This window comes from Saccharopolyspora sp. MMCC62 (assembly GCF_057736575.1).
The window spans coordinates 14,228-40,418 of the sequence record NZ_JBYKCM010000006.1; the positions used below are offsets into that span (position 1 = coordinate 14,228).

Annotated in this window: 28 protein-coding genes; 12 read left to right on the forward strand and 16 right to left on the reverse strand. The window is 73.1% G+C overall.

Features of this window, described 5'->3' with window-relative positions; all coding sequences use genetic code 11:
* Positions 1-6: 6 nt before the first annotated feature.
* From AC29IT_RS15570 to AC29IT_RS15585, 4 genes are all read right to left on the reverse strand, one after another.
* The gene (locus AC29IT_RS15570) at positions 7-735 is read right to left on the reverse strand and encodes a tRNA-dependent cyclodipeptide synthase (RefSeq protein WP_358446012.1); all 729 of its coding nucleotides are present in this window, start codon (positions 733-735) and stop codon (positions 7-9) included.
* The gene (locus tag AC29IT_RS15575) at positions 732-1,043 is read right to left on the reverse strand and encodes a DUF6092 family protein (RefSeq protein ID WP_488219150.1); all 312 of its coding nucleotides are present in this window, start codon (positions 1,041-1,043) and stop codon (positions 732-734) included. Before AC29IT_RS15575 ends, AC29IT_RS15570 begins: the two co-directional genes overlap by 4 nt.
* Positions 1,030-1,599 carry a nitroreductase family protein gene (locus AC29IT_RS15580; RefSeq protein WP_488219151.1) on the reverse strand — a complete coding sequence of 190 codons (570 nt, stop codon included), beginning with the start codon at positions 1,597-1,599 and terminating at the stop codon, positions 1,030-1,032. The genes AC29IT_RS15575 and AC29IT_RS15580 overlap by 14 nt, the downstream gene beginning before the upstream one ends.
* Positions 1,600-1,838: 239 nt before the next feature.
* Positions 1,839-2,039, reverse strand: coding sequence for a hypothetical protein (locus AC29IT_RS15585; protein ID WP_488219152.1), 201 nt, complete (start codon positions 2,037-2,039; stop codon positions 1,839-1,841).
* A 24-nt stretch (positions 2,040-2,063) separates the two neighbouring features.
* On the opposite strand from AC29IT_RS15585, the gene AC29IT_RS15590 reads away from it, so the two are divergent.
* On the forward strand, positions 2,064-3,443 hold the full coding sequence (locus tag AC29IT_RS15590) for a methyltransferase (RefSeq protein WP_488219153.1): 1,380 nt from the start codon (positions 2,064-2,066) through the stop codon (positions 3,441-3,443).
* Positions 3,444-3,450: 7 nt separating this feature from the next.
* On the opposite strand, the gene AC29IT_RS15595 is transcribed toward AC29IT_RS15590, so the two are convergent.
* Complete coding sequence (locus tag AC29IT_RS15595; RefSeq protein ID WP_488219154.1) at positions 3,451-4,110, reverse strand: class I SAM-dependent methyltransferase; 660 nt, start codon at positions 4,108-4,110, stop codon at positions 3,451-3,453.
* Between the two features lie 114 nt (positions 4,111-4,224).
* Positions 4,225-5,055, reverse strand: coding sequence for an SDR family oxidoreductase (locus AC29IT_RS15600; protein ID WP_488219155.1), 831 nt, complete (start codon positions 5,053-5,055; stop codon positions 4,225-4,227).
* A gap of 101 nt (positions 5,056-5,156) precedes the next feature.
* Between AC29IT_RS15600 and AC29IT_RS15605 the strand changes: the two genes are divergently transcribed.
* Positions 5,157-5,984, forward strand: coding sequence for a helix-turn-helix domain-containing protein (locus tag AC29IT_RS15605; RefSeq protein WP_488219156.1), 828 nt, complete (start codon positions 5,157-5,159; stop codon positions 5,982-5,984).
* A gap of 230 nt (positions 5,985-6,214) precedes the next feature.
* On the opposite strand, the gene AC29IT_RS15610 is transcribed toward AC29IT_RS15605, so the two are convergent.
* The gene (locus AC29IT_RS15610; protein ID WP_488219157.1) at positions 6,215-6,799 is read right to left on the reverse strand and encodes a nuclear transport factor 2 family protein; all 585 of its coding nucleotides are present in this window, start codon (positions 6,797-6,799) and stop codon (positions 6,215-6,217) included.
* Positions 6,800-6,831: 32 nt separating this feature from the next.
* Positions 6,832-7,263 carry a hypothetical protein gene (locus AC29IT_RS15615; protein ID WP_488219158.1) on the reverse strand — a complete coding sequence of 144 codons (432 nt, stop codon included), beginning with the start codon at positions 7,261-7,263 and terminating at the stop codon, positions 6,832-6,834.
* A 227-nt stretch (positions 7,264-7,490) separates the two neighbouring features.
* Between AC29IT_RS15615 and AC29IT_RS15620 the strand changes: the two genes are divergently transcribed.
* From AC29IT_RS15620 to AC29IT_RS15630, 3 genes are all read left to right on the forward strand, one after another.
* A complete protein-coding gene (locus AC29IT_RS15620; protein WP_488219159.1) occupies positions 7,491-8,231 on the forward strand; it encodes an SDR family oxidoreductase in 741 nt (246 codons plus the stop codon).
* Positions 8,232-8,292: 61 nt separating this feature from the next.
* A complete protein-coding gene (locus AC29IT_RS15625; RefSeq protein WP_358446280.1) occupies positions 8,293-8,664 on the forward strand; it encodes a MerR family transcriptional regulator in 372 nt (123 codons plus the stop codon).
* Positions 8,665-8,816: 152 nt separating this feature from the next.
* A complete protein-coding gene (locus AC29IT_RS15630) occupies positions 8,817-10,304 on the forward strand; it encodes a SulP family inorganic anion transporter (RefSeq protein WP_488219160.1) in 1,488 nt (495 codons plus the stop codon).
* 48 nt (positions 10,305-10,352) lie between these two features.
* On the opposite strand, the gene AC29IT_RS15635 is transcribed toward AC29IT_RS15630, so the two are convergent.
* The 5 genes from AC29IT_RS15635 to AC29IT_RS15655 all read right to left on the reverse strand — a co-directional run bounded on the left by AC29IT_RS15635 (position 10,353) and on the right by AC29IT_RS15655 (position 15,472).
* Positions 10,353-11,264 carry a LysR family transcriptional regulator gene (locus tag AC29IT_RS15635; RefSeq protein ID WP_488219161.1) on the reverse strand — a complete coding sequence of 304 codons (912 nt, stop codon included), beginning with the start codon at positions 11,262-11,264 and terminating at the stop codon, positions 10,353-10,355.
* A gap of 17 nt (positions 11,265-11,281) precedes the next feature.
* On the reverse strand, positions 11,282-12,106 hold the full coding sequence (locus AC29IT_RS15640; RefSeq protein ID WP_488219162.1) for an SDR family oxidoreductase: 825 nt from the start codon (positions 12,104-12,106) through the stop codon (positions 11,282-11,284).
* A gap of 144 nt (positions 12,107-12,250) precedes the next feature.
* Positions 12,251-13,543, reverse strand: a complete 1,293-nt coding sequence (locus AC29IT_RS15645) for a CitMHS family transporter (protein WP_488219163.1) — start codon at positions 13,541-13,543, stop codon at positions 12,251-12,253.
* Between the two features lie 211 nt (positions 13,544-13,754).
* A complete protein-coding gene (locus AC29IT_RS15650; RefSeq protein WP_488219164.1) occupies positions 13,755-14,381 on the reverse strand; it encodes an aspartate/glutamate racemase family protein in 627 nt (208 codons plus the stop codon).
* Entirely contained in the window at positions 14,378-15,472 is a 1,095-nt protein-coding gene (locus tag AC29IT_RS15655) for an isocitrate/isopropylmalate dehydrogenase family protein (protein ID WP_358446298.1), read from the reverse strand. The genes AC29IT_RS15650 and AC29IT_RS15655 overlap by 4 nt, the downstream gene beginning before the upstream one ends.
* A gap of 305 nt (positions 15,473-15,777) precedes the next feature.
* Between AC29IT_RS15655 and AC29IT_RS15660 the strand changes: the two genes are divergently transcribed.
* From AC29IT_RS15660 to AC29IT_RS15680, 5 genes are all read left to right on the forward strand, one after another.
* Positions 15,778-17,154: an NAD-dependent succinate-semialdehyde dehydrogenase gene (locus AC29IT_RS15660; protein WP_488219165.1), complete on the forward strand. Its 1,377-nt coding sequence runs from the start codon at positions 15,778-15,780 to the stop codon at positions 17,152-17,154.
* Positions 17,154-17,570 (forward strand): cupin domain-containing protein, encoded by a 417-nt coding sequence (locus AC29IT_RS15665; protein ID WP_488219166.1) that lies wholly within the window; start codon positions 17,154-17,156, stop codon positions 17,568-17,570. Before AC29IT_RS15660 ends, AC29IT_RS15665 begins: the two co-directional genes overlap by 1 nt.
* 138 nt (positions 17,571-17,708) lie before the next feature.
* The gene (locus tag AC29IT_RS15670) at positions 17,709-18,578 is read left to right on the forward strand and encodes a GntR family transcriptional regulator (protein ID WP_488219167.1); all 870 of its coding nucleotides are present in this window, start codon (positions 17,709-17,711) and stop codon (positions 18,576-18,578) included.
* 237 nt (positions 18,579-18,815) lie between these two features.
* Complete coding sequence (asnB, locus tag AC29IT_RS15675) at positions 18,816-20,645, forward strand: asparagine synthase (glutamine-hydrolyzing) (protein ID WP_488219168.1); 1,830 nt, start codon at positions 18,816-18,818, stop codon at positions 20,643-20,645.
* 130 nt (positions 20,646-20,775) lie between these two features.
* Positions 20,776-21,996 carry a DUF418 domain-containing protein gene (locus AC29IT_RS15680; protein ID WP_488219169.1) on the forward strand — a complete coding sequence of 407 codons (1,221 nt, stop codon included), beginning with the start codon at positions 20,776-20,778 and terminating at the stop codon, positions 21,994-21,996.
* Positions 21,997-22,047: 51 nt separating this feature from the next.
* Here the strand turns inward: AC29IT_RS15680 and AC29IT_RS15685 are convergent, their stop codons facing one another.
* On the reverse strand, positions 22,048-22,599 hold the full coding sequence (locus AC29IT_RS15685) for a helix-turn-helix domain-containing protein (protein ID WP_358434226.1): 552 nt from the start codon (positions 22,597-22,599) through the stop codon (positions 22,048-22,050).
* A gap of 55 nt (positions 22,600-22,654) precedes the next feature.
* Here AC29IT_RS15685 and AC29IT_RS15690 point away from each other — a divergent pair, with 55 nt between their 5' ends.
* Positions 22,655-23,551, forward strand: coding sequence for a DMT family transporter (locus tag AC29IT_RS15690; protein WP_488219170.1), 897 nt, complete (start codon positions 22,655-22,657; stop codon positions 23,549-23,551).
* 187 nt (positions 23,552-23,738) lie between these two features.
* Here the strand turns inward: AC29IT_RS15690 and AC29IT_RS15695 are convergent, their stop codons facing one another.
* Positions 23,739-24,527, reverse strand: coding sequence for an SDR family NAD(P)-dependent oxidoreductase (locus tag AC29IT_RS15695; protein ID WP_358434232.1), 789 nt, complete (start codon positions 24,525-24,527; stop codon positions 23,739-23,741).
* Positions 24,528-24,650: 123 nt separating this feature from the next.
* On the opposite strand from AC29IT_RS15695, the gene AC29IT_RS15700 reads away from it, so the two are divergent.
* The gene (locus AC29IT_RS15700; RefSeq protein WP_488219171.1) at positions 24,651-25,259 is read left to right on the forward strand and encodes a TetR/AcrR family transcriptional regulator; all 609 of its coding nucleotides are present in this window, start codon (positions 24,651-24,653) and stop codon (positions 25,257-25,259) included.
* A gap of 24 nt (positions 25,260-25,283) precedes the next feature.
* On the opposite strand, the gene AC29IT_RS15705 is transcribed toward AC29IT_RS15700, so the two are convergent.
* Positions 25,284-26,165 (reverse strand): SDR family oxidoreductase, encoded by an 882-nt coding sequence (locus AC29IT_RS15705; protein ID WP_488219172.1) that lies wholly within the window; start codon positions 26,163-26,165, stop codon positions 25,284-25,286.
* Positions 26,166-26,191: the final 26 nt, after the last annotated feature.

Below are 26,191 nucleotides of genomic sequence, written 5' to 3' on the forward strand. Positions count from 1 at the left end.
CGGGCCTCAGGAGGAGGAATTCGGCTCCACCACGAGGAATCCGTGCTCGCGGTCCGCGGGGAGCACGCCGTTGTCCGGGCGGGACAGGTACTCCACCACCGGGGTGCTGAGGTGGTAGCAGATCATCGACGACCTGACGCCGAAGAGGGCGGGCGCGTCGAGGAAGAACGGCAACTCCGCCAGCAGGTAGTCCATCCCCGCCCGGATCCGCTCCGCGGGGACGTCGGCGCCGCCGCCGGCGAGGAAGCGGCGCACCAGGTCCGCGCACGCGTCGGCGAAGACCGGGTCCGTCGCGAGCGCTTCGTCCGTCCGGTGCTTCGCCCGGTGGTAGGCCGGTTCGGCCTGGAACTCCGACAACGCGCGCACGCGCAGGCAGGGCGCCGCGTGCTGTTCGACGACCCGGCGCATCTTGCGGCGGATGTCGCGCAACCGCGACTTCACGTGCCGCGCGGCCTCGGCGGGCGTGGCCCCGCCCGCGATGAGCGTCGAGTCGATGTGGGTGTCGACGTACATCAGGTCGACCTCGGCGAAGTGGTGACCGGCCCAGTTCACCAGGGACAGCAGGCGTTCCTGGGTGAAGTAGCCGTTCCCGGTGCTCACCCCGAGCAGTGCGTGGTCGCCGCGTCGCCACAGCTCCGCGCAGCGTTCGCTGCACGGCGTGGTGTCGAAGCCGTGCGCGGTGCTCGTGGCCGTGTTCGGGCGCCTGGTCTCCTCCCCGCGTCGCGGCGGGGTCACGGGAGGGTCGGTGGCTCGGCGGAGGGCTGCAGCACCTCCGCGATCCGGGCGCAGAGGTCGTCGAGCAGCGGGCCGAGGTCGGCCGATCCCGGTGGCGCGTGCACGACCTCGTCGAGCCGGGCCAGCACGGGTTCCAACCGCGGATCGGCATCGCCGGACCCGGCGATCAGCAGGGCGCGCCGGGCGCCCTCCACCAGCCGGTACACCGCGTAGTCGCGGGTCTCCTCGGTCTGGCGGCGGCCGCTGCTGAGCAGGAATGCCGCCAGCAGCAGGAGTTCCTCGCGCGGGTCGACGTCACCAGCGCTCATACCGCACCACCTCCGAATCGTCGCGGCGCACGGACCGCTGCGGTTCCCGGTCCGGATGTCCGATCGGCACCACCAGCACGGGAGTGATGTGTTCGGGAAGACCGGCGAGCCTGCGGACGGGTTCGGCGAGGAAGCTGCTGACGGGGCATCCGCCGAGGCCGAGCGCGTGCGCGGCCAGCAGCAGGTTCTGCACGGCCATCGCCACGCACAGCACCCCGACCTCCGGCATCCGCTGGTCGTCCGGAGCTCGCGATCCGTCGAAGCAGGCCACCAGCAGCAGCGGCGGGACCCCGATCACGCCGGGCGCGAACGCGCGGATCCGCCGCACCCGCGCGGGATCGCGGACCGCCACGAACGCCCACGCCTGCTTGTTCGAGGCGGAGGGCGCGGCGAGCATGGCAGTCACCAACCGGTCGAGCGTCGCGTCGTCGATCTGCTCGCCGGTGAAGCGGCGGGTCGCGGTGCGCCCGGCCAGCACGGCGAAGAAGTCGTGCGCCTGCCGGGAACCGGATGCGTGCGCGTCCGGCGTGGTCGAGACGTGGTGTTCGGTGGTCATCACCTTGCCCCCTGTCCGCCCGGCGTCCTGGGCTGCTCCCCACGACGTCCGTTCGGGCACGTGGTCGTCGAACCACCGGGTGGTGGGCGGGGAGAGGTCGCGATGGTGCGATCGGCATTCGCCGGACCGGTGCTGTCAGCCCGTTTCGCGATTCCGGTGTCGGTGCGCCGAATTCGCCGCACGTCCCGTCGATCTTCGATGTTGGCACATCGCGGTGTCGGTGAGGAGGGGGCGGATCTTCAATCACTCGATCGGTGAGCAGCGGTGTTCCGCTGGTGCCGCGGGATGTTCATCTTGTGCGGTGCGGTTGCATGATGCGGGGGAATGCGGGATCGCCTGTTTTCGGAGTAGCGGCCGGAGATGTTCAGGATCCGGGATGGAATCGCGTCGCATTCCTCGCCGATCGCCGCGACTGCCGTGCGGTGCGCGGCGATGCGCATCCGACTTCGCTACGAGGGGAACGAATGTCGACGAACGAGGACGTGGTGCGGTCCTTCTACCGCGCCCTCCGCCGCGAGGAACTCGACGGGGCCGCGGCACTGCTGGCGGCGGACGTCGAGTGGTCCGGACCCGCCCGGGACGGCCGCCGGAACACCCTCCGCGGCCGGGAGGCGGTCCTGGCCGAACTGCGCTCAGCGCGGGGCGGGCTGTTGCCGGAACCCCGCGAACACCTGCCGTCCGGTCCGCGGGTCGTGGTTCTCGGCGACTACCGGCACGACGGCGGTGCGGCGGACGGCACCGTTCCGTTCACGCACGTCTGGGAGCTCCGCGACGGCGTGGTGGTCCGGTTCGAGGACGTGCACGACCCGGCGGGAATCCGGCGCGTCCGATGCGGCGATGCCGCGGAACTCGACGAGATCATCGTGCTGGGACTGGGTTTCTGGCGGTCGGCGGTGCTGCTGGCGGCGGTGCGGCTCGGGGTGTTCACCGCGCTCGCGGGGTGCGAGCTCGGCGCGGTCGAACTCGCCGCGCGCACCGGCGTCCACGAGCGCGGTGCCCAGGACTTCTTCGACTGCCTGGTCGCCCTCGGTCTGCTGCGGCGCCGGAACGGCCGGTACCGCAACGCTCCGCACGCGGCCGCGCACCTCGACGGGCACGACCCCGCCCGGTACGTCGGCGGGTTGCTGGAGGAAGCCGGGAGCCAGTGGTTCCGGTCGTGGGCGCTGCTGCCCGAAGCGCTGGCTCAGGGAGATCCACAGTGGACTGTACCGGCCGACGACGTGCACCCCTACGGGCGGATCTATGCGGAACCCGAGCGGGTGCGGCGGTTCTGGTCGGCCATGGCCGGGGGCGCGATGATGGCGAAGCTCGCGCTGCCGCGACGGCTGCGCTGGTCGCGATACCGGACGGTCGCCGACATCGGTTGCTGCGGTGGTGAACTTCTGGCCCACCTGCTCGACCACCACCCGCACCTGCGCGCCACCGGGTTCGACCTGCCCGCCGTCGCGGACGCGTTCGAGACGACGGCCGCGCGGCGACCGGCCGGAAGCATGCGCTTCGTTGCCGGGAACTTCTTCACCGACCCGCTGCCGGAGGCCGATGTGCTCGTGTTCGGACACGTGCTGCACAACTGGGGCCTGGAGGAGAAGAAGCTGTTGCTGCGCAAGGCTTACCAGGCACTGCCCGACCACGGCGAAGTGGTGATCTACGAGGTGCTGGTCGACGACGATCGGCTGCGCCACGTCGAAGGACTGCTGATGAGCCTGCACATGCTCGTGATGAGCCCGGAGGGGTTCGGCTACACGGGCGCCGAGGGCCGGAGCCGGCTCGCCGAAGCGGGCTTCCGCTCCTCGAAGGTGGAGCGCTTGGCGGGCGACGAGTTCATGGTGATCGGCACCAAGTGAGCTCCGCTCACCCCTCGTCCGGCGTCGCGCTGCCCAGCACGTAGGTCATCCAGAACAACGGGCCGGGGCTGAAGCCGAACCGGCGCGTCGCGGCGAGCGCGAACCCGGCCCGCTCCAGCTCGACCGCGGCGTCGCGGTGCAGTTCGCAGCCGCCGCACAACCGGCGCCACACCGGCGCGATGCGCTGCTGGAACGCGCCCACCAGCGGTCGCGCGGACCGCACGTGCTCCAGGAAGTGCACCGTCCCGCCGGGCCGCAGCACCCGCCGGATCTCGCGCAGCGCGCGCTGCGGGCTCGGCACCGAGCACAGCACCTGGCTCAGCACCACGCCGTCGACGGAACCGTCCGCCGCGGGCAGCGCCTCGGCCTGCCCGGCCACCACCCGGACCGGAACCGGGGCCGAGCGCGCGTGCCGATCGGCGTGCACGCGCAGCGAATCGTTCGGCTCCACCGCGATCACCTCGGTGACCGAAACCGGGTAGTGCGCGAAGTTCAGCCCGTTTCCGGCGCCGACCTCGACCACCCGGCCCGCGGTGCCGCGCACGAGCTCGCGGCGGAACTCGGCGACGCCGCGCCGGTCCGCGATCGAGCTCACGGTCGTCCAGAAGCGGCTGAACATCGGGTGCTGCAGGGTGCGCATGTCCGGTCCGGGCGAGGTTCGATCCATGCTTCGAGTTGTACTGCGGCGGCGGCCGGCGCAAGGCCGCGATCACCGGTTCGTGGGACTCGGTTCGGCCCGTCGGGTGCCGTCCGGCGCTCGGCGGGCCGAACCCCGCCGCGGTCAGCCGTCGGTCTCGGCGGCGCTCGCCTCCTGCGGTTCGACCTGGGCGAGGCGGGCCCGCAGCGATGCGGTCACCGCGCGGTACGAGTCGCTGCCGAGCACCAGCCGCAGCGGGGCGGGCCGCTGCTCCGCGCTGTCGATGACGCGGGCCGCGATCTTCACCGGGTCGCCGACGATCGGGATCGGCGCGCCTTCCCGGAAGCCGCGCACGAACGCGGCGGGGGTGCCGTCGTAGGCGGCGAGCGGCTCACCGGTGCGCAGGCTGGAGCCCGCGAACGCGGTGCGCGCGCCGCCCGGCTCCACCAGCGTCACCTCCACGCCGAACGGGGCGACCTCCTGGGACAGCGCCTCGAAGAAGCCCTCCACGCCCCACTTGCTCGCGTGGTACAGCGACGCGCCCGCGTGCGCGGCGAGGCCCGCGACCGAGGAGATCGGGATCAGCCGCCCGCCGCCCTGCGCCCGCAGGTGCGGCAGCGCGGCCCGGGCAGTGTGGATGGCGCCGAGCAGGTTGGTGGTGATCTGGTGCAGCACCTGCTCGTCGCCGGCCTCCTCGGCCGCGCCGAACAGGCCGTACCCGGCGTTGATGACCACGACGTCGATGCGGCCGAGGTCGGCGAACGCGGCATCCACGACCTCCCGGATGCGGGGCAGGTCGGTGACGTCGAGGTGGGCGAGCCGGAACCGGTCGCCGTGGGCGTCGCGGAGGTCGTCGGCGGAACCCGCGCGGCGGATGGTGCCCGCCACCCGGTCGCCGCGGGCCAGCAGCTGCTCCGCCAGCTCCCGCCCGAATCCGCTGTTGACGCCGGTGATGAACCAAGTGCGCGTTGTCATGGCGGCCAGCCTCACCGCAGGCGGGAGCTCCCGGCAGTCCGCGTCGTTCCTGGTAGTGCGGGGGACACCCACCTCGCCGCGACGGCGGCATACTGGATCGCATGGGCAACGCGCTGGGTGATTTCCTGCGGGCCAGGCGGGAACTGGTCACCCCCGCCGAAGTGGGCTTGGCGCCGGGCAGCGGTCTGCGCCGGGTGTCCGGCCTGCGCCGCGAGGAGGTCGCCACCCTCGCCGGGATCAGCGTCGAGTACTACCTGCGCCTGGAGCAGGGCCGGGACCGCAGTCCGTCCCCGCAGGTCGTCGAGGCGATCGCCGGGGTGCTGCAGCTGGACGCGGAGGGCGTCGAGCACCTGACCGCGCTCGCGAGCCCCCGGCCCCGCAGGCGCGCGCGACGGGAACCGCAGGTGCCGCGCGGGCTGGACCTGCTGCTGCGCACGCTCAACGTGCCCGCGCTGGTGTGCACCAAGTACGGCGACGTGCTGGCGGTGAACGCGCTCTCCCGGGAACTGCTGCCGAGCGCGGAACCGGGCACGAACCGGCTGCGCGGCCTGTTCACCGAACCGGAGGCGCAGCACCGCGTGCCCGATTGGGAGGAGCACGCCGCCGACGCGGTCGCCCACCTGCGCGCGCAGAGCGGCGCCGACGTCGAGGACGAGCGGCTGCACGCCCTGATCGGCGAGCTGTCGATGAAGAGCGAGCGGTTCCGCACCCTGTGGGCGCGGCACGACGTGCGGCGGGCGCACGGCAGCCGGTTCCGCGTGCGGCACGCGACGCTGGGCGAGGTGGAGCTGCTGGCCGAGAAGTTCGCGGTCCCCGGCGACGGCGGCCTCGAAGCGCTGCTGCTGCACGCGGAACCCGGCACCCCCTCCGCCACCGCTCTCGCCCGGCTCCGAGACCTCATCGACGAGCAAACCACCCCGAACCGCTGAACAGCCCCATTCCTGCTGCTGCCCGGCGGACCTGGTCATCGTCCTGTCAGCGGCGAAGCCGCTGAGCAGCGACCACCCGAGACACCGGCACCGCCGCGGGTTCTCAGCGGGATTCTCGCGAGGACAGCTTTTTCCCTCGTGGCGGAGCCACTTGGGAAAAAGATCCCGCAGCGAGAATCCCGCTGAGGTTCCGCCACCTGCTCAGATCAGCAACAGGAGCGGAGAGGTGATCAGGAGTGCAGCCAGTTGAAGACCTGGGCGTAGTAGGCGTCCCGTTCGGCCGGCCGATCGTCACCGAGCAGCCCGGTGCCGATCCGGTAGCCGCGCCGGTCCAGGTGCCAGGCCAGCAGCGCGTAGGTGGGGCGGAACGCGGCCAGCTCCTCGGCCGGGATCGACGGCACCGAGCCGGGCAGCACCGGTGCGACGGTGTCCCGCTCGTAGATCGCGTCCAGCGAGAAGATCCGCCACTCCCCGTCGCGGCGCTCCACCCGGTAGCCGAGCCGGGCGTAGGAGGTCAGGTCCACCGGCACCGCGTCGACGGTGGTGCGCACCTCGATCGCGGCGGGCACCTCGGCCCACGCCCGCGCGCCCGCGAGGTGCACGACCGGCGGTGCGAGGCGGTGCACGCTGCGGTCGCCGCGCCTGCTCATCTCCTCCGATCCGGCGACGAAACCGGGTCCGTCGCCGGTGTACCAGGTGAGGTTCACCCGCGAGTCCGGCCAGAACGCGGGGGCCATCTGCGGCCACCACTCGCGGTCCCGCCCCTGCCGTTCGCGCAGCAGCAGCTGGACGATCGTCGTGGTCTCGTCGGACATGCCGGCCTCCCGTTCGGTTCCGGACGAGGAGGCTAGTCGCCGCCGGACCGGCCCGGCACCACGAGCACCACCGAGGCGGCCGCGAGCAGCCCCAGCGCGACCACGTTCAGCGCCTGGTCCAGCGGCCCGTACACGTGCAGCATCGTCAGGTGGTAGCCGCCGTGCAGCACGTTGAACACGAGCCACGCCGCGCCCGCGACGCGCGGCAGCGCGCCGCCGCGCAGCAGCGCGAGGACGGCGAGCACGCCGAGCGCCAGGAACATCGCGCCGGTGTCCTTCGCCAGGTGCTCGTTGTACGGGCCGAGCGGCGGCAGCCAGCTCAGCCCGAACCCGGGGAACGACCCGTACCACCGGGCGGGTGCCAGGTACGCCCAGCCGCCGGTGCCGAGGGCGACGAGCGCGAGCAGCACCAGGCACACCCGGTCGGCGGTGGCCTTCGGTCCGGCGGGGCGGAGTCCGGTCATGAGCGCGCTCCGATCCGTGGTGCGGGTGGTGCCGCGGTCGGCCGAATCGCGGCCCCGCGGCGGGAAGGCCGGTGCGCCCGGCCGAAGTGGTGTCCCATGAGCACGGGACGGGATCGGCGCCCGGATCGTGACACGGGGTGACCCGGGACACCTCCTGTCACACCGGGCGCCGCCACCTCGTCCCCACCACGACCGGCCGGAACCGGCCGGAGGACGGGAGGATTCGGATGAAGGTCGCGGTCGCAGGCGGAACCGGCCTGGTGGGCGGGATGGTCGTCGCGGAGCTGCGCGCGGCGGGGCACGAACCGGTGGTGCTGTCTCGGTCGCGCGGGGTGGACCTGCGCACCGGCGCAGGCCTGGCGGCGGGGGTGGCCGGGTGCCGGGCGGTGATCGACGTCGGCAACGTGGTGACGGTCAGCCGGAAGACGTCGGTGGAGTTCTTCGCCGCCGCGAGCCGGAACCTGGTGGCCGCCGCGCACCGGGCGGGCGTGGCGCACCTGGTGGCGCTGTCCATCGTGGGCTGCGACCGCGTCGACTTCGGCTACTACTTCGGCAAGCGGGCCCAGGAGGAGATGGTGTCGGGCGGCCCGGTGCCGTGGACGATCCTGCGCGCCACCCAGTTCTTCGAGTTCCCGGAACCGCTGCTGGCGAAGCCGATCGCGCTGGTCCCGCGGATGCTCTCGCAGCCGGTGGCGGCCGCCGACACCGCCGCGGAGCTGGTCCGCCTCGTCGAGCGGGAGCCGGTGGGTCGCGCACCGGAGCTCGGCGGTCCGGAGCGGCTGGACATGGTGGACGTGGCGCGCCGGCTGTCCGCGGCGCACGGCCGTCGCGGGCTCGTGGTGCCGGTGTCCCCGCCCGGCCGGGTCGGCGCGGCGATGCGGGGCGGCGCGCTGCTGCCGCGCGGCGAGCACGCGTGCGGTAGCCGCACCTTCGCCGAGCACCTCGCCGCGATCCGCGCCGCGAGGTGACGCGCGGGGACCGCCCGGCCGCCCGGGTAGGGTCGGGGGTCGACCGAGGAGAGGACCCGGCTTGGGCGAGCGGATGCAGATCGGCGAGGTGGCCGAGCGCACTGGGCTGTCGCTGCGGACGATCCGCTACTACGAAGAGGTCGGCCTCGTCGTGCCGAGCGGCCGCAGCCCCGGCGGTTTCCGCCTCTACACCGACCCGGACGTGGACCGGCTGCGGTTGATCATGCGGATGAAGCCGCTCGGGTTCCAGCTCGACGAGATGCGCGAGCTGCTGGCGATCCTCGACCCGCAGGACGGTGATCCGGAGCTCGCCGACCCGGACGCCCGGCTGGCCGAGTTCACCGCGAACGCCGAGCAGGCCTGCGAGAAGCTGCGCGCGAAGCTGCGCATCGCCGAGGAGTTCGCCGAGGTGCTCCGCGCGCACCGGGCGTGATCCCGCCCTCATCGGGTTCGCGGGGTTGGAGTCCGCGCGACGGTCTCGTCTAACGTAAGGGGAGAGTTGCGGGTCGCCCGCCGCACCGCCGCCGCGTCCGGCGGCAGGACCCCTCCGCGCCGCTCGCGGCGCCCGAGCACGTCTGGAACCCCGTGTCGAACTCCGCCGCCCCCGCCTGGGCGCGCCCGTCGTGGCTGTCGCCGAAGGTCGCCCGCACCGAGGTCCTCGGTGGACTGGTCGTCGCACTGGCGCTGATCCCCGAGGCGATCTCGTTCTCCATCATCGCCGGGGTCGACCCGAGCGTCGGCCTGTTCGCGTCGTTCACGATGGCGGTGGTGATCTCGATCGTCGGCGGCCGCCCGGCGATGATCTCCGCGGCCACCGGGGCGATCGCGCTGGTCGTGGCACCGATCAGCCGCGAGCACGGGCTCGGTTTCCTGGTCGCCACCGTCCTCCTCGGCGGGATCTTCCAGGTGCTGCTCGGCTCGCTCGGGGTGGCGAAGCTGATGCGGTTCGTGCCGCGCAGCGTGATGGTCGGGTTCGTCAACGCCCTCGCCATCCTCATCTTCACCGCGCAGGTGCCGGAGCTGATCGGCGTGCCGTGGGCGGTGTACCCGCTGTTCGCCGCCGGGCTCGCCATCATGGTGCTGTTCCCCAGGCTCACCAAGGTGATCCCGGCGCCGCTGGTCGCGATCGTCGCGCTCACCGCGACCACGATCGCCGCCGGGATCGCGGTGCCGACGGTCGGGGACAAGGGCGCGCTGCCGTCCTCGCTGCCGGAGCCCGGGCTGCCCGCGGTGCCGTTCACCCTGGAGACCCTGCAGCTCATCGCGCCGTACGCGCTGGCCTTCGCGCTCGTCGGGCTGATGGAGTCGCTGATGACGGCGAAGCTCGTCGACGACATCACCGACACCCGCTCGAACAAGACCCGCGAGTCCATCGGGCAGGGCGTCGCGAACATCGTCACCGGCCTGTTCGGCGGCATGGGCGGCTGCGCGATGATCGGCCAGACGATGATCAACGTGAAGACGGCGGGTTCCCGCACCCGGCTGTCCACGTTCCTGGCCGGGGTGTTCCTGCTGGTGCTGTGCCTGGTGTTCGGGCCGGTCGTGTCGCGGATGCCGATGGCGGTGCTGGTGGCGGTCATGGTGCTCGTCGCGTTCGGCACCTTCGACTGGCACAGCATCGCGCCGCGCACCCTGAAGCGGCTGCCCGCGGGGGAGAGCGTCGTGATGGTGGTGACGGTCGCCGTGGTGGTGGCCACGAGCAACCTCGCCGTCGGCGTCGTCGTCGGTTCGATCACCGCGATGGTGATCTTCGCGCGCCGGGTGGCGCGCCTGGTGGAGGTCAGCGCCGTCACCGATCCGGACGGGCGGCACGTGGTGTACGCGGTGCGCGGGGAGCTGTTCTTCGCCTCCAGCAACGAACTGGTGTCCCGGTTCGACTACGCCGCGGACCCGGAGCACGTCACGATCGACCTGTCCGCCGCGCACATCTGGGACGCGTCGACGGTGGCCGCGCTCGACGCGATCACCACCAAGTACGAGTCCCGCGGCAAGCAGGTGGAGATCACCGGCCTGAACGAGCCCAGCGCCACCATGCACGGCAGGCTCACCGGCAGGCTGACCCCCGCGGGATGACCGAGGTCGATGGCCCATTCGCCCAGGGAACCGGGGTGAATGGGCCGTTCACCTGGTGATCAGGGTGGGGAGTTCGTCGTGCAGCGCCCGGACGAGGGCCTGCGCGGCGGGGGCGGGCTCCGGTGCCGTGACCAGCAGCGTCCGCCTGCGCCGGGTGAATCCGGAGTCGTGGACCGGAATCCAGCGCACGTCGCGCGGGGCGGTGGCGGCGGCCAGGCCGGGCAGCACCGAGATGCCGAGCCCGGCGGCGACCATGCCGAGCCGCGTCTGCCAGCTCGCGGCGGTGTGCCCGATGGTCGCCCGGTCGAGGGTGGGCCATGCCCCGAACTGCGGCGCGCCCTCCTCCCCGGTGCCCGCGATCCACACCTGGTCGGCGAGCTCGGCGACGTCCACCTGGTCGCGCGCCGCGAACGGGTGCCCCGCGCTCACCGCCACCCCGAGCCCCGGTCCGGGCTCCAGCGGTTCGGTGCGCAGCCCGTCCAGGTCGTAGTCGGGCAGCCCGTCGCCGACCGCGATCGCCGCCACCTCGATCCGCCGCGCCCGGATGCGGCGCAGCAGCGCCGGACTGCCCGCTTCCCGCAGGTCCACGTCCAGGCCGGGATGCTCGGCCCGCAGCCGGGCGATGGCCCGCGGCACCAGCACCGCGGCCGCCGTCGGGTAGGCGCCCACCGCGAGCCGGCCCGCGAGCCGGTCCCGCAGCCCCGCGATCTCCAGGTCGGCCGCCTCCAGGTGGGCGACGACCTTCCTCGCGTGCCGCAGCAGCACCTCGCCCGCCGGGGTGGGGCGGACACCGCGGGCCTGCCGCTCGAACAGCGGGCCGCCCGCGGCGTCCTCGGCGGCACCGATCTGGCGGGAGATCGCGGATTGCGTGTACCCGAGGGCCTCCGCGGTCGCGGTGAACGAGCCGCGGCGGGCGACCTCGACGAGCACCCGCAGTCCGGTGAGCGTCAACTCCGACATGCCGTCCAGTATCGGTGCTAGGCGCCGGTGAACTCGGCGTCGGCCGCGCCCGCCGATTCGCGCTGGGCCTCCCACCCGGCGAGCCGTTCGCGCACCGCGGTGGTGACCAGCTCGTAGGCGTCGGAGTTCAGCAGCAGCCGCAGCGGCGGCGCCGGCGACGTGGCCGCCTCGATGATCGCGTGCGCGATGCCGGAGGGGCTGCCGACCATCTCCTCGACCGGCGTCGGCGCCCGGTCCGCGGGCCCGCCGCGGTACGGCTCACCGGCCGGGACCCGCTCGGCGGCGTCGAAGAAACCGGTGCGCACCTGGCCGGGCTCCACCAGCACCGTCTTGATCCCGAACGGTTCGACCTCCTTCGCCAGCGCCTCGAAATAGCCCTCCACGCCCCACTTCGTCGCGTGGTAGATCGCGAAGCCGGGGAAGGTGATCTGGCCGCCCATGCTGGACAGCTGCACGAACACCCCGCCGCCCTGCGCCCGCAGGTGCGGCACCGCACGGCGGGCGAGCTGGATGGACGCGGTGAGGTTGGTGCCGATCATCTGCTCGACCTGTTCGTCGGCGAGGTCCTCGGCCGCGCCGAACACGCCGTAGCCCGCGTTGGACACCAGGACGTCGATGCGGCCGAACGCGGCGACGGCCTCGGTGAGGACCTGCTCGATGCGGGCGGTGTCGGTGACGTCCAGGCTCCACCGCCGCAACCGGTCGCCGTGCTCCCTGGCGAGGTCGTCGAGCCGTTCGGGCCTGCGCAGGGTGGCGGCGACCCGATCGCCGCGCCGCAGCGCCTGCTCGACGAGTTCGCGGCCGAGGCCGCGGGAACCGCCGGTGATGAACCACGTGGTCATGCTGATCTGCTTCCTCCACTGGGTGGGAGGGCGAGGTGGTTCCCGGGCCACCACGCCGCCCTCCGCGGACACCACCCAGCCTCCGCCCGCCGACCCATGCCCACAAGCGAGGTTTCCGCACCTCGGCCATGCGGGAACCGCATGTCACACCACGCTGATCGCGCCGGTGAGGACGGCGAAGGCGATGTAGGCGGCCGAGGCCAGCAGCACCCAGGGCAGCGCGAAGCGCTGGAACTCGCCGAGGTCCCGCTTGACCAGGCCGAGCAGCACCCACAGCGGTGCCGAGGTCGGGCCGATCGAGTGCATCATCTGCCCGATCGCCCCGGCCCGGGCGATCTCCACCGGCGGAATCCCGTAGTGCCCCGCGGACTCGGCCAGCACCGGCAGCACCCCGAAGAAGTACGCGTCGTTGGACATGAAGAAGCTCAGCGGCAGGCTGATCACCGCGGTGAACAGCGGCAGCAGGTTGCCCATCGACGCCGGCACCACCGACAGCAGCGCGTCCGCCATCGCCTTCGTCATGCCGGTGTCGGTCATGATGCCGGTGAAGATCCCGGCGCCCAGCACCAGCATCACGACCGGGACCGCGCTGCTCGCGTGCTTCTTGACGACCTCGGCCTGGTCCGCGAGCCGCGGGTGGTTGACGACGAGGGCGACGACGAACGCGAGCATGAACAGGTTCACCAGCTCGGCGACGCCGAACACCAGCAGCACCAGCAGCAGCACCGTGAGCCCGGCGTTGAACCAGGTCCGCCAGGTGCGCCCGTCGCGGTCCACCCGCTGTTCGGCGATCTCGGCGGCGAACTCCTCGATGACGGCGCGGTCGATGCGCTTGCGCTGAGCGCGCCCCAGCAGCCAGGAGATCGTGATGATGGCCAGCGAGGTCAGCGCCATCGGCGCGATCATGTGCACGAAGTAGTCGGTGGAGTCCAGGTGCAGCACGCTGATCCCGCGGGTCGCCGCCCCGCCCCACGGCGTGGTGCCGGAGATGGTGCCCAGCGCCATCGTGGCGATCGCGGCCAGCACCAGCGGGTTGATGCCCAGCCGCAGGTAGATCGGCAGGAACGCCGAGCACAGGATCATGTAGCTGGTGGTGCCGTCCCCGTCGAGCGCCACCAGCAGCGCGAGCACGGCGGTGCCGACGCAGATCCGCGCCGGATCGCCCCGGGAGATGCGGATGATGGCCCGCGAGATCGGGTCGAACAGCTTCGCGTCCATCATCACGCCGAAGTACAGCACCGCGAACAGCAGCAGGATCGCGGTCGGGGCGACGATCTCCAGGCCGTTCAGCATCATCTCGTCGAGTCGCCCGCCGAACCCGGCGGCCACGGCGAACACGACGGGGGTGGCCATGATGGCGACGAAGGCGGTCAGGTAGCGGCGCATCACCAGCGCCATGAAGACGCCGAGGGTGGCGAAGCCCAGGACGGCGAGCATCGTTGCTCCTTTGCTGCTCCCGGCGGTGGGGGGGGGGGGGCGGGGGGGGCCCCCCCCCCCCCGGCGGGGGGGGGGGGGGGGGGGGGGGGGGGCGGGGGGCGGCGCGCGGCCCCCCCCCCCCCCCCGGCGCCCCCCCCCCGCCCCGCCCCCCCCCCCCCCCCCCCCCACCGGGGTGCGGGGTCGTTGCTGGGGGTGCGGGCCCGAGGTCCGCTCAGGCGGCGCCGAGCAGCCGCGTGCGCAGCGCACGGGCGGCGAGCAGCGGCGGGCTCAGCACCTCGGTGCCGAGGTCCGCGGCGAGCCCGGCGGCGTGCGGGCTCAGCGAGTACTGCGCGAGCAGCACCAGGTCGGCGGCGGGCAGGTGCGGGCGCACCGCCGCGGCGAGGGAACCGGCGTCGGCCGGCTGCGCGAGCGCGGGCAGGACTCGTGCCTCGGGAGCCGCGATGTCCAGCCGCCCGGCCGATTCCGCGAGCGCGCTGTCCAATGAGGACACCAGCACTGCGGTGGCCCGGCCGCGGCGGGCGAGCTCGGCGAACGCGGCGTCGTCGGCGCCCCGCACCGGAGCGGACCACAGCTGCCGGGCCAGCCCGGCGACGGGCCCGTACATCGAGCAGCTCAGCTGCACCGCATCCGCGCCGCCGTCCACGGCGTGCCGGATCAGCCCCAGCATCCGCCTGCGCAGCGCCGGGGTGAGCCCGCCCGCCGCGTCGGCCTCGGCGACCAGCCGGTCGTCCAGCAGGTTCCAGGCGTCCGCCTCCGGGAACGCCTCGCGCAGCGCCGCGTTCGCCGGTTCCACCGCGGCGGGCGCGGCGTGCACGAACGCCACGAGCGGGCGGGTCATCTCGCGTCCGCGATGGCCGCGGCGACGGCGTCGGCGAACGCGGTCGTCCCGGTGGACCCGCCCATGTCGGGCGTGCAGGTCCCGGCCTCGACGGTGCGGGCGACTCCCGCGTCCAGGGCGGCCGCGGCGGCGCGCAGGCCCGCGTCCTCGTGCCGATCTCCCAGCCACCGCAACAACATCGAGCTGGACAGCATCATGGCGGTCGGGTTCGCGAGGTCCTTCCCGGCGATGTCGGGGGCGGAGCCGTGCGATGCCTGGGCCATGCCCTGCCGGTCCGAGACGTTGATCGACGGCGCGATGCCCAGCGAACCGGCCAGCTCACCGGTGAGGTCGGAGAGGATGTCGCCGAACATGTTCTCGGTGACGATCACGTCGAACTCGGGGGCGCGGCGCAGCAGGTGCACCGTCATCGCGTCGATGTGGAAGTCGTCCACGGTGACGTCGGGGTACTGCTCGGCGATCTCCCGGCACACGTCGCGGAACAGGCCGGTGGTCAGCCGCAGCACGTTCGCCTTGTGCACGATGGTCAGCTTGCCGCGGCGGCTCCGCGCGAGCCGGAACGCGGTGTGCGCGATCCGCTCCACGGCGGGGCGGGTGATGATGCCGTGCGCGATCGCGACGTCGGGGGTGGGCATGAACTCGCCGGTGCCCGCGTGGGTGTTGCGATCGGCGTAGAAGCCTTCGGTGTTCTCCCGCACGATCACCAGGTCGGTGCCGGGGACCATCGCCTTCGCGCCCTCGAAGGACTTGGCGGGGCGGATGTTCGCGTACAGCCCGAACCGGATGCGGATGGTGCCGCTGGGGTTGAGCTGCGAGCGGTGCGGTTCCGGGTAGGCGGCGCTGTCGTGCGGTCCGAGCAGCCAGGCGTCCAGCTCGTCGAGGGCGGCCAGCGTGGACTCCGGTGCGGGCGTGCCGTGCTCGTCGATGGCGTCCCGGCCCAGCGGCAGCGGCACCCAGTCGACGGCGGGTGCGCCGGCGGCGGCGAGCGCGGCGTCCACGGCGCGGGTGGCGGCGGGCACGATCTCCGGTCCGATCCCGTCGCCTTCGAGCAGGCCGAGTCGGTAGGTGCGGGCGGATCGGGGTGCGGTCATGGATCTCTCCTCGGGTGGTGCGTTCCGGCGACATCCTGGAGGTTATAACCTCGTTCGGTCAAGAGTTCGCGAACCTGCGATGTGGTCGATCTGAGCTGCGCAGAACGTGGCGAGCAGGCGTTATAACGAAATCGACGAACGCTGGTACTTGTTCGTTGAGAAAAACCAGTGCGTCCGCTAGCGTCCTGCTCCGCCGGGCCACCGCGGCCCGCCTCGACGCGCTCGACCGCGACCGGGCCGCACCCCGGAACCGCCCCGAGCCCCCCAGATCCCCGCCCCAGGCACCGCCGGAACGGAGCACGCCCGTGAGCATCCTGTCCATCGACCCGACCACCGGGACCGAACTGGCCCGGTACGAAGTGGACGGTCCCGCCGAGGTCGAGGCCGCCTTGGCGGCCGCCGCGACCGCGCAGCGCGCCTGGCGCCGGACACCCCTCGCCGAGCGCACCGCGCTGCTGCGCGAGATCGCCCGCGTGCTGCGCGCCGGGCGGGAGCGCTATGCCCGGCTGATCACCGCCGAGATGGGCAAGCCGATCACCGAAGCCGAGGCCGAGATCGACAAGTGCGCGCTCACCTGCGAGCACTACGCCGAGCACGCCGCCGGGCTCCTCGCCGACCGTCCTGTTCGGACGGAGGACGGCGCGGCGGTGGTGGTGTGCGAACCGCTCGGCGTGGTCCTCGCGGTGATGCCGTGGAACTACCCGTTCTGGCAGTTCTTCCGGTTCGCCGCGCCCGCGCTGGCCGCCGGGAACGGCACGATCCTCAAGCACGCAGGCAACGTTCCGCAGTGCGCCCGCGCCATCGACGCGGTGCTGCGGGACGCGGGCGCACCGGCGGGGCTGTGCCGGTCGCTGCTGGTGGAGGTGCCGGTGGTCGCCGAGCTCATCGCCGACGACCGGATCGCCGCGGTCACCCTCACCGGCTCCACCGAGGTCGGCGCGATCGTCGCCGGGCAGGCCGGGAACGCGCTGAAGAAGCAGGTGCTCGAACTCGGCGGCTCCGACCCGTTCTTGGTGCTCGCCGACGCCGACGTGCCCGCCGCGGCCGCCGCCGCGGTGCGGGCCCGGTTCACCAACGTCGGGCAGTCCTGCGTGAACGCCAAGCGCTTCCTGGTCGCCGAGCCGATCGCCGAGGAATTCGCCGCCGCCTTCACCGCGGCCGCCGAAGCGCTGCCCGTCGGCGACCCCACCGACCCGGCCACCCGGATCGGCCCGATGGCCCGCGCGAACCTGCGCGACGCCCTGCACGACCAGGTGCTGCGCACGATCGCCGCGGGCGCGCGGCTGCGCACCGGCGGCGAACCGGTGCCGGGGCCCGGGTTCCACTACCCGCCGACCGTGCTGGACCACGTCGAACCGGGCATGGCCGCGTTCGACGAGGAGACCTTCGGCCCGGTCGCCGCGATCACCCGCGTCTCCGGTGCCGAGCAGGCCGTGGAGCTGGCCAACCGCACCGAATTCGGCCTCGGCGCCGCGGTGTGGACCCGCGATGTCGCGCTGGCGCGGCGGATCGCCGCCGAGATCGACGCGGGCGCCGTGTTCGTCAACGGCGTCGTCGCCTCCGACCCGCGACTGCCGTTCGGCGGGGTGAAGAAGTCCGGCTACGGCCGGGAACTGGGTGCCGAGGGCATCCGCGAGTTCGTCAACGTCAAGACCCTCTGGATCCGCGAGGAGCGCCCCTGATGACCGAGCGCGAGACCTTCCCCGCCGCGGTGCTGCGGCCCGCCGAGCTGCCCGCCTTCGCCCGCGGTGGTGGTGCCCGCACCGTCCCGCTGGTCACCCGGGAGCGCGGTGCCACCACGTTCCTCAACGGACAGACCCTGTTCGAGGGCGGCGCGGGCATCCCGCTGCACACGCACGACTGCCCGGAGAGCGTGGTGATCCTCGAAGGCGATGCGATCGCCGAGATCGACGGCGTCGAGCACGAGCTCACCGCCTTCGACACGACCTACGTCGATGCCGGGGTGCCGCACCGGTTCCGCAACGCCTCGACCACCGAGCCGATGCGCATCCTGTGGACCTACGCGTCGATCGACGCCACCCGAACCCTGGTGGCCACCGGCGAGACCCGCCGCGTCGACGCGGAGCACGGGGCCTGACGGCCTCCTCCGGAGCCGCTCCACCGGGTTCGCACCGCGGGATCCGGGCGGCCCGTCGTCGGCAGGGCGGGAACCGGCGCCGGCGCCGAAGTAGGCTCGCTCGGCACACCGCCCACCTCGCGGAAGGACCGGGAGCACATGGCGACGCCCCTCGTCGAGCAGATCGCGGCGCGCATCGCCGAGCACATCCGCGAGGAGCGGCTCGTGCCGGGCGCGCGCCTGGTGGAGCGGGCGCTCGCGGAGCGCCTCGCGGTGTCGCGCTCGCCGGTGCGCGGCGCGCTGCGGCTGCTCGCCGCCGACGGCGTGGTGGCGGCGGGGGAGCGCGGCGGCTACGCGGTGCTGCGCGTCCCGGACGCCGCGCAGGCGGCCGAGGACGGGGACGGTGTCGAGGCGACCTACCTGCGGATCGCGGGGGACCGGTTGGACGGGCGGCTGCCGGAGCGGGTGACCGAGAGCGGGCTCGCCCGCGAGTACGGGCTCACGCCCGCGCAGCTGTCCCGGATCCTGCAGCGGATCGGTGCCGAGGGCTGGATCGAGCGGATGCCCGGCTACGGTTGGCGGTTCCGGCCGATGCTCACCTCGCCGGGCGCGTACCGGGACGGCCACCGGTTCCGGTCGGCGATCGAACCGGCCGCGCTGCTCGAACCGGATTTCCAGCTGGACGAGGGCGCGGTGCGAGAGGTGCGCGCGCAGCAGCAGCACCTCGTGGACGGTGCGATCCGGCGGGTCGGTGCCGCGGAGCTGTTCGACCGCAACAGCGCGTTCCACGAGGTGCTGGTGCGGTGCTCGGGCAACGCGTTCTTCCTCGACTCGCTGCGCCGGGTGAACCGGCTGCGCAGGCTGGTGGAGTACCGGCGGACGTTGCCGCGGGAGCGCGCGCTGGTGCGGTGCCGCGAGCACGTGGAGATCGCGGACCTGCTGCTGGCGGGGCACCGCGCGGAGGCCGCCGACCGGCTGCGCGGGCACCTGGACTCGGTCGGCGCGGAGAAGGCCGCGGCGGGGGAGTAGCCGGTCGCCGCCCGTGTTCGGGCCTCGTCGCAGAAGTCCGGCCTTCGTTGCAGGATTATCGGCACGGGCATCGGATTCGTCCTGTTCGCGAGGTATTCGCAACGTGTCCGCAACAGTGCGAAACCTATGATTCACATCACTCATCGTCACGCGTTTGCCGCGCAGTGATCATCGGCCGCGGCTACTAGCGTGCATTTCGTTAGTTTGGGCAGCTATCTAAATGGGTGAGGTGGTCGTATGTGCGGCATCACGGGCTGGGTCTCCTACGGGCGTGATCTCGGTACCCAGGACCGAGTGCTGCGGGACATGACCGAAACGATGGCCTGCCGCGGTCCGGACGCCGCGGGCACCTGGGCCGCACCGCACGCCGCGCTCGGGCACCGGCGGCTCGCCGTCATCGACCTGCCCGGCGGCGCGCAGCCCATGGAGGTCGCCACGCCCGACGGCGCGGTCGCCATGGTCTACTCCGGCGAGGCCTACAACTTCACCGAGCTCCGCGACGAACTGCGCGGGCGCGGGCACCGCTTCGACACCGACTCCGACACCGAGGTCGTGCTGCACGGCTACCTGGAGTGGGGCGAGCAGCTCGCCGAACACCTCAACGGCATGTACGCCTTCGCGATCTGGGACGAGCGCACCGAGAAGCTCGTGATGATCCGCGACCGGATGGGCATCAAGCCGTTCTACTACTACGAGACCGCCGACGGCGTGCTGTTCGGCTCCGAGCCCAAGGCGATCCTGGCGAACCCGGACGCCGAACCGGTCGTCGGCCTCGACGGGCTGCGCGAGATCTTCTCGTTCGCCAAGACGCCCGGCTTCGCCGTGTGGGAGGGGATGCGGGAGCTCAAGCCCGGCCACCTCGCCATCGTCGACCGCAACGGGCTGCGCGAGCGCTGCTACTGGCAGCTCGAGGTGAGCGACCACACCGACGACCGCGACGCCACCGTCGCGCACGTGCGGGAGCTGCTCGACGACATCATCGCCCGCCAGCTCGTCGCCGACGTGCCGCGCTGCACCCTGCTCTCCGGCGGGCTGGACTCCTCGGCGATGACGGCCATCGCGGCGCTGCAGCTCGCCGAGCAGGGCGAGACGGTGCGCAGCTTCGCCGTCGACTTCCCCAACCAGGCCGAGAACTTCCGCGCGATCGACGTGGCCCCCACCCAGGACACCCCGTTCGTGCACGCCGTGGCCGAGCACGTGCGCAGCGACCACGACGACATCATGTTGAACGGCGCCGCCCTGTCCGACCCGGCGGTCCGCGCCGCCGCTGTCGGCGCCCGGGACCTCCCGATCGGCCTCGGCGACCGGGACAACTCGCTGTACCTGCTGTTCAAGGCGATCCGGGAACAGTCCACAGTGGCCTTGTCCGGGGAGTCGGCGGACGAGATCTTCGGCGGCTACCCGTGGTTCCACGACGAAGGCAAGCGGGACGCGGACACCTTCCCGTGGCTCGTCGACTCGCCGCTGAGCCCGTCCGGGCTGCTCGACCGCGGCCTGAGCGCGCAGCTCGACCTCGGTTCCTACATCGGCGACAACTACCGGGACGCCGTCAACGCGGCGCCGATCAAGGACGGCGAAACCGGCCTGGAGAAGCGGATGCGGCAGGTCTGCTACATGCACCTGACCCGCATGGTGCAGACCCTGCTGGACCGCAAGGACCGGATGAGCATGGCGGTCGGCCTCGAAGTCCGGGTGCCGTTCTGCGACCACCGGCTGGTGCAGTACGTGTTCAACACCCCGTGGTCGCTGAAGACCTTCGACGGCAGGGAGAAGAGCATCCTGCGCGGCGCCACCCGCGACACGCTGCCGGAATCGGTGGCCAACCGGAAGAAGAGCGGTTATCCGGGCAGCTTCGACCCGAACTACCTCAGCGCCATCCAGGCGCAGGCCGCGGAGCTGATCGCGACCGACCACCGGGTGCTGGAGTTCTACGACGCGGACCTGCTCAAGGCCGCCACCACCGCCGACGGGGCGACCATCACCCACGAGCAGCGGAGCGCGGTCGAACGGGCCCTGGACTTCGCCACCTGGCTGGACCAGCGGAACCCGGTGCTCAAGCTGTCGTGAGCACCGACCGGGGCGCCCGCCGGACCGCGGGCACCCCGGCCTCCGGGCGGTGGGGCGGAATCCGGGCTTGAGCGTGCCGCAGGGGCACGGAGTGGGATGGGCGACGTCCGTCCCCGAGAGGAGCTCACCCGTGTCCACCGCGACCGAACCGCACCCGCCCGCGCCACCGGCGCGACCCACCCCGCTCGCCGAGCGGGCGATCGCCCCGGACCTGGCCCGGGGCATGATGCTGCTGCTGATCGCCTTGGCGCACGTGCCGTGGTTCCTGTACACCGCAGGCACCGGTGCCGCGCTGCTGCACCCGGCCGGTGGCGGGCTCGCCGATCGGATCGTGCAGGCGGCCACGATCGTCGTGGTGGACGCGCGCACGCACACGATGTTCGCGTTCCTGTTCGCGTACGGGATCGGGCAGCTGCACGCGCGCCGGATCGCGGCGGGCGCGACTCCGCGCGCGGCGCGCAGGCTGCTGCGCACCCGGCACCTGTGGATGTTCGCCTTCGGGCTGGTGCACGCGGCACTGCTCTGGCAGGGCGACATCCTCGCCACCTACGGGTTGCTGGGGCTGGTGTTCGTGCCGCTGTTCCTCAACCGCGGGGACCGCGCGCTGCAGGTCACGATCGGCGTGCTGCTCGCACTCGCCGTGCTGGTCTGCGCGGGCGCGGCGCTGGCCGGGCCGGTGCCGAGCGCGGCCGGGCCGGACGCGCAGCGGCTCGCGATCGCGGAGACCGACTACCTCGCTTCGGTGGTGCTGCGGCTGGGGAACTGGCTGCCCGCGCTGCCTGCGGGGATCGTCACCCTGGCGCTGCCGGCGGCGTTCCTGCTGGGATTGCTGGCTTCTCGGCACCGGGTGCTGGAGGAACCCGCGCGGCACCTGCGGTTGCTGCGCGGCACCGCGTTCGCCGGGATCGCGGTGGGCTGGGCGGCGGGTGTTCCGCTGGCGCTGCACCACGTCGGCGTGCTGGAGCTGCCGAACCTCGCGCTCGCCGGGGCGGTGCACTTCTTCGCCGGGATCTTCGCGGGAGTCGGCTACGCGGCCCTGTTCGGTCTCGTCGCGCACCGGATGTCGCTGCGCGGCACCGACCCGGCGGTGCCGGTGCGGATGCTGCTCGCGCTGGGGCGGCGTTCGCTCAGCGGGTACCTGGCGCAGTCGGTGGTGTTCGTGCCGCTGCTCGCGGAGTGGGGTTTCGGGGTCGGCGCGCACCTGTCGAGCTGGTCGGCGGCGCTCGTGGGTCTCGGCACCTGGGTGCTGACCGCGGTGCTCGCGTTCGCGGCGGAGCGGGCGGGAGTCCGCGGCCCGGCGGAGGTCCTGCTGCGCGGGCTCACCTACCGGGCGCCGCGCCGCCGCGCCTGATCGAGTCCCAAGTGGACCAGCGGTCCGATCCGGCGAGAACGGCCGCGGGGTTCAGGAGATGACGTTGCGGACGAAGGTGGTCGTCTCAGCGGCGTCGTTGACGTAGGAGTAGCGCTGCGCGCTGGAGTAGATCGCGTAGTCACCCACCTCGATCACCGCCACCTGGTCCTCCCGCTCGATCCGCAGCCGTCCCGCCGTCACGAAGACCATCTCGTGCCATCCGGCGGGGTCGGGCTCGGCGTCGTAGCGGTCCCCGGCGGCGAGGCTCCAGGTCCACAGCTGCGCCTCGTCGCGGGCGGGCGCACTGCCGAGGAGCACGGCGCGGCTGTCGGGGTGGGCGCCGCGCCAGGCGGTCGCGTCGATCCGATCGGGCGGGGCGGACGGCGGGCTCACCAGTTCGACGAGGTTCGTCCCGAGGGCGTGGGCGAGCTTGTCGAGCCCGGAGAGGCTGATGTTGGCCTCGCCCGCCTCCAGGTTGATGATCGTGCGCCTGCTCAGCCCGGCGTCGGCGGCGAGTTCGGACTGGCTGCGGCCGGTGGCGTGGCGCAGGCGGCGGAGGTTGTCCGCGACGTGCACCAGGACGTCCGAGCTCGGCTCTTGCACGTGCAGGATTGTACACATAGCGTGGTGCAATATGTTGCACATTCGAGGTCGGGCGGTGAACCGGCACGAGCTGGCGCTGGTGGGCATCACCGTGATCTGGGGCGGGACGTTCCTGGTCATCCACACCGCCATGCGCCACTGCGGCCCGCTGTTCTTCGTCGGCGTGCGGTTCCTGGCCGCGGGCGCGATCAGCCTCGTGGTGTTCCGCCGGGCGCTGCGCGGGATCGGGCTGCGCGACCTGGGGGCGGGCGCCGCGATCGGCGTCGCGATCTTCCTCGGTTACGGGTTGCAGACCTGGGGGTTGCAGACGATCAGCAGCAGTTCCTCCGCGTTCATCACCGCGCTGTACGTGCCGATGGTGCCGCTGTTGCAGTGGGCGGTGTTCCGCAAGGCGCCGCCGATGATGGCGCTGATCGGCGCCGCGCTCGCCTTCGCCGGGCTGGTGCTGCTGGCCGGGCCGGGCGCGGCCGGGATCTCGATGAGCAGCGGGGAGCTCGCCACGCTCGTCGGCGCGCTGGCCATCGCCGCGGAGATCGTGCTGATCGGGTTGTTCGCCGGGAAGGTCGACCTCGGCAAGGTCACCGTGGTGCAGCTGCTGGTCAGCGGCGCGCTGTCACTGGCGATGATGCCCGTCGCCGGTGAGGCGCTGCCCGCGTTCTCCTGGGTGTGGCTGGTCGCGGCCCTCGGCCTCGGCGCGGCGAGCTGCCTGATCCAGATCGCGATGAACTGGGCGCAGCGCGAGGTCTCGCCGACGCGCGCCACCATCATCTACGCGGGCGAACCGGTGTGGGGCGGCGTTTTCGGCCGCCTGGCGGGGGATCGGCTGCCGGGGCTCGCGCTTGCCGGGGCGGCGCTGATCATCATCGGCACCCTGATCAGCGAGCTCAAACCCCGTGCGAAGTCCGAAGTGGACACCCCGGCCGCCGAACTGTCCGAGTCCACCGCCCGCTGATCCGCTGGTCCCGCCGGGGGAGCCGGTCGGTCCGCCAGGTCGACGGCTGCGATCTCGGCGCTGTCCCGGGTGATCCTCGATGATCCTGCCGAGCACGCCGGCCGACCGGCCTGGTTGCCGCGGCCCGCGGAGGTGGACGTGCCGGAACTCGCCGCCCTGCTGCGCGGATCGGCGAGTTCCGGGGGTGTCACGCGGCCTTGAGGGTGCCGCCGTCGACGGTCCAGTTCTCGCCGATCGCGCTCGGCATGGTCGGGGAGGCCAGCAGCACGACCGCGCGGGCGATCTCGGCCGGGTCGATCAGCTGCTCGGTGAGCAGCCCCGTCTGCTTCGGCAGCTGCCGCAGCAGTTCCTCGTGCTCGACGCCCAAGGTCGCGGCCAGCCGGGCGCCATAGCCGTCCTGCCCGGTCAGCAGGTCGGTGCGGGTTCCGGACGGGGTGACCACGTTGATCCGGACACCGGACCCGGCGACCTTCTCGGCGAGGCCGCGGGAGAAGGCGTTCAGCCCGGCCTTGGCCACCGAGTACGGCAGCGGCGAGGTGTGCGCCAGCCGCGCGCTGACCGAGCTGATGTTGACCACCGCGCCGCGGGCCTCGACGAGCGCGGGCAGCGCGGCGCGGGTGGCGCGGACGGCGGCGTGCAGGTTCAGCTCGGCGGTGGCGGCCCAGACCTCGTCGTCGCCGCCGAACGGGTCGCGGAGCGCCTCGTCGGGGGCGTTCCCGCCGCCCGCGTTGTTCACCAGCACGTCGAGCCGCGGATCGGCGGCGAGGGCGGTCTCGACCAGCCGCCGCGGGCCGTCCGGGGTGGCGAGGTCGGCGGGCACGAAGGTCGCGCCGGTGGCCTCCAGCTCGGGCGTGTTCCGCCGCGCCGAGGCGACGACCTCGGCTCCCTCGGCGCGGAAGGCGCGGGTGATCGCCAGGCCGATGCCCTTGCTGGCGCCGGTCACGAGCACGCGGGCGCCGGTCAGCTGCAGATCCATCTTCGGTTCTCCTCTGCCGAGAGCGAGTCAACTGAAACTTATTTCGCTCACCTGAATGAGTAACTGCAACATACATGACTCACTTAGTGCTGGGTAAGGTGAGCGGCGGACCACGGAGGCGAGATGAGCGAGACCAACCGGCCACGGCGGGTGCGGGCGGACGCCGAGCGCAGCACGGCGCGGATCATGGATGCCGCGACGACCGTGCTCGCGGCGGACCCGAGCGCGTCGCTGGAGCGGATCGCCGACGCGGCCGGGCTCGCGCGCGCCACCGTGCACCGCCGGTTCTCCTCCCGGCAGGCGCTGCTGGACGCGCTGGTCGCACAGCTCAACGAGCGCTACCTGAAGGGCCTCGCGGAAGCGCGGGTGCAGACCGCGCCGCCGCTGGTCGCGCTGCACCGGCTGACCGAGCTGATCTTCGAGCTCAAGGTCGGGCACCGCTTCGCGATGGAACTGGCCGCGGACCCGGAGGGCCGGGAACCGCTGCTCGAACCCGAGGTGGTCGACGGGCTCGACGCGCTGTTCACCCGGCTCCACGAGTCCGGTGAGATCGCCGCGGCGGACCCGGCCTGGTGCCGCCGCCTCTACCTGGTGCTGCTGCACGAGGTGCACCAGCTGCCCGCGGCCGCGCCGGAACTCGCCGCCGAAGCCGCGGAGGGCGTCGCCGCCCGCGTCGACCTGCTGGTCCGCACCCTGCTCGGCGCGCTCGGCGGGACTCCCGCGCGGCGCTGACCGGCGACCTCCCCGTCCGGCCCGTCAGGGCCGCACGTTCTCCAGGTCGGCGAGGAGGCTCGGGTGCGTCGGCTGCCAGCCGAGCGCTTCGCGGGTGCGCGTGCTGGAGGCGGGCTGGTCCGCCGCGAAGATCGGACCGAACGGGCCGAAGGTCTCCGCGGGCACCTGCGCCACCGGCAGGCCCAGCCTGCGGCCGATGACCGCGGCGATGTCGCGCACCGCGTCGCCCTCGTCGGCCACCGCGTGCCACGCCGTTCCGCCCGGTGCCGATTCGAGGGCCAGCCGGAACAGCGCCGCCGCGTCGCGGGCGTGCACGGCGGGCCAGCGCTGGTCGCCGCTGCCGGGGAACCCGGCCACGCCGGTGCGGCGCGCGTTCTCGACGAGGAGACCGGCGAAGCCGCCCTCGCCGCGGTGGTGCACGGTGCGCGGCAGCCGGACGGCCGTGGCCCGCACCTCGCGTTCGGCGAGCGCGAGCAGCGCGTGGACCGAGCGGCTCCGGGCCGCGACGGGTCCCTCCAGGCGCAGCGGATCGTCCTCGGTGGCGGCGCGACCGGTGGCCGCCGGGGTGCCGGACGCCGCGACGATCGGGCGGCCGCTGCCGACCAGCGCTTCGCCCAGGGTCGCCATGGCCGCGGCCTCCTCGGCGATGGACGCGGCCAGCGCCTCGGGGCTGCCGTAGTCGCGGCCGAAGGCCAGGCTGATCACGCCGTCGGCCCGCTCGGCGCCGGTGCGCAGCACGTCGAGATCGGCGAGTTCGCCGCGCAGCGCCTCGGCGCCGAGTTCCGCCACGGCCGCCGCGGAGCGGTCCGAGCGGGCCAGGGCGAGCACGGTGTGGCCGTGCTCGCGCAGTTCGGTGATGACGGTGGAGCCGATGACGCCGGTGCCGCCGGTGATGAACACGTGCATGGGTGCTCCCGAAGTGATGGGACTGA

Excerpts from the sequence above, each read along its gene's own strand:
- AC29IT_RS15575 (WP_488219150.1), bottom strand. The coding sequence starts at position 1,043 with ATGAGCGCTGGTGACGTCGACCCGCGCGAGGAACTCCTGCTGCTGGCG.
- AC29IT_RS15580 (WP_488219151.1), bottom strand. The coding sequence starts at position 1,599 with ATGACCACCGAACACCACGTCTCGACCACGCCGGACGCGCACGCATCC.
- AC29IT_RS15585 (WP_488219152.1), bottom strand. The coding sequence starts at position 2,039 with ATGCGCATCGCCGCGCACCGCACGGCAGTCGCGGCGATCGGCGAGGAA.
- AC29IT_RS15590 (WP_488219153.1), top strand. The coding sequence starts at position 2,064 with ATGTCGACGAACGAGGACGTGGTGCGGTCCTTCTACCGCGCCCTCCGC.
- AC29IT_RS15595 (WP_488219154.1), bottom strand. The coding sequence starts at position 4,110 with ATGGATCGAACCTCGCCCGGACCGGACATGCGCACCCTGCAGCACCCG.
- AC29IT_RS15600 (WP_488219155.1), bottom strand. The coding sequence starts at position 5,055 with ATGACAACGCGCACTTGGTTCATCACCGGCGTCAACAGCGGATTCGGG.
- AC29IT_RS15605 (WP_488219156.1), top strand. The coding sequence starts at position 5,157 with ATGGGCAACGCGCTGGGTGATTTCCTGCGGGCCAGGCGGGAACTGGTC.
- AC29IT_RS15610 (WP_488219157.1), bottom strand. The coding sequence starts at position 6,799 with ATGTCCGACGAGACCACGACGATCGTCCAGCTGCTGCTGCGCGAACGG.
- AC29IT_RS15615 (WP_488219158.1), bottom strand. The coding sequence starts at position 7,263 with ATGACCGGACTCCGCCCCGCCGGACCGAAGGCCACCGCCGACCGGGTG.
- AC29IT_RS15620 (WP_488219159.1), top strand. The coding sequence starts at position 7,491 with ATGAAGGTCGCGGTCGCAGGCGGAACCGGCCTGGTGGGCGGGATGGTC.
- AC29IT_RS15635 (WP_488219161.1), bottom strand. The coding sequence starts at position 11,264 with ATGTCGGAGTTGACGCTCACCGGACTGCGGGTGCTCGTCGAGGTCGCC.
- AC29IT_RS15640 (WP_488219162.1), bottom strand. The coding sequence starts at position 12,106 with ATGACCACGTGGTTCATCACCGGCGGTTCCCGCGGCCTCGGCCGCGAA.
- AC29IT_RS15645 (WP_488219163.1), bottom strand. The coding sequence starts at position 13,543 with ATGCTCGCCGTCCTGGGCTTCGCCACCCTCGGCGTCTTCATGGCGCTG.
- AC29IT_RS15650 (WP_488219164.1), bottom strand. The coding sequence starts at position 14,381 with ATGACCCGCCCGCTCGTGGCGTTCGTGCACGCCGCGCCCGCCGCGGTG.
- AC29IT_RS15655 (WP_358446298.1), bottom strand. The coding sequence starts at position 15,472 with ATGACCGCACCCCGATCCGCCCGCACCTACCGACTCGGCCTGCTCGAA.
- AC29IT_RS15665 (WP_488219166.1), top strand. The coding sequence starts at position 17,154 with ATGACCGAGCGCGAGACCTTCCCCGCCGCGGTGCTGCGGCCCGCCGAG.
- AC29IT_RS15670 (WP_488219167.1), top strand. The coding sequence starts at position 17,709 with ATGGCGACGCCCCTCGTCGAGCAGATCGCGGCGCGCATCGCCGAGCAC.
- asnB (WP_488219168.1), top strand. The coding sequence starts at position 18,816 with ATGTGCGGCATCACGGGCTGGGTCTCCTACGGGCGTGATCTCGGTACC.
- AC29IT_RS15695 (WP_358434232.1), bottom strand. The coding sequence starts at position 24,527 with ATGGATCTGCAGCTGACCGGCGCCCGCGTGCTCGTGACCGGCGCCAGC.
- AC29IT_RS15700 (WP_488219171.1), top strand. The coding sequence starts at position 24,651 with ATGAGCGAGACCAACCGGCCACGGCGGGTGCGGGCGGACGCCGAGCGC.
- AC29IT_RS15705 (WP_488219172.1), bottom strand. The coding sequence starts at position 26,165 with ATGCACGTGTTCATCACCGGCGGCACCGGCGTCATCGGCTCCACCGTC.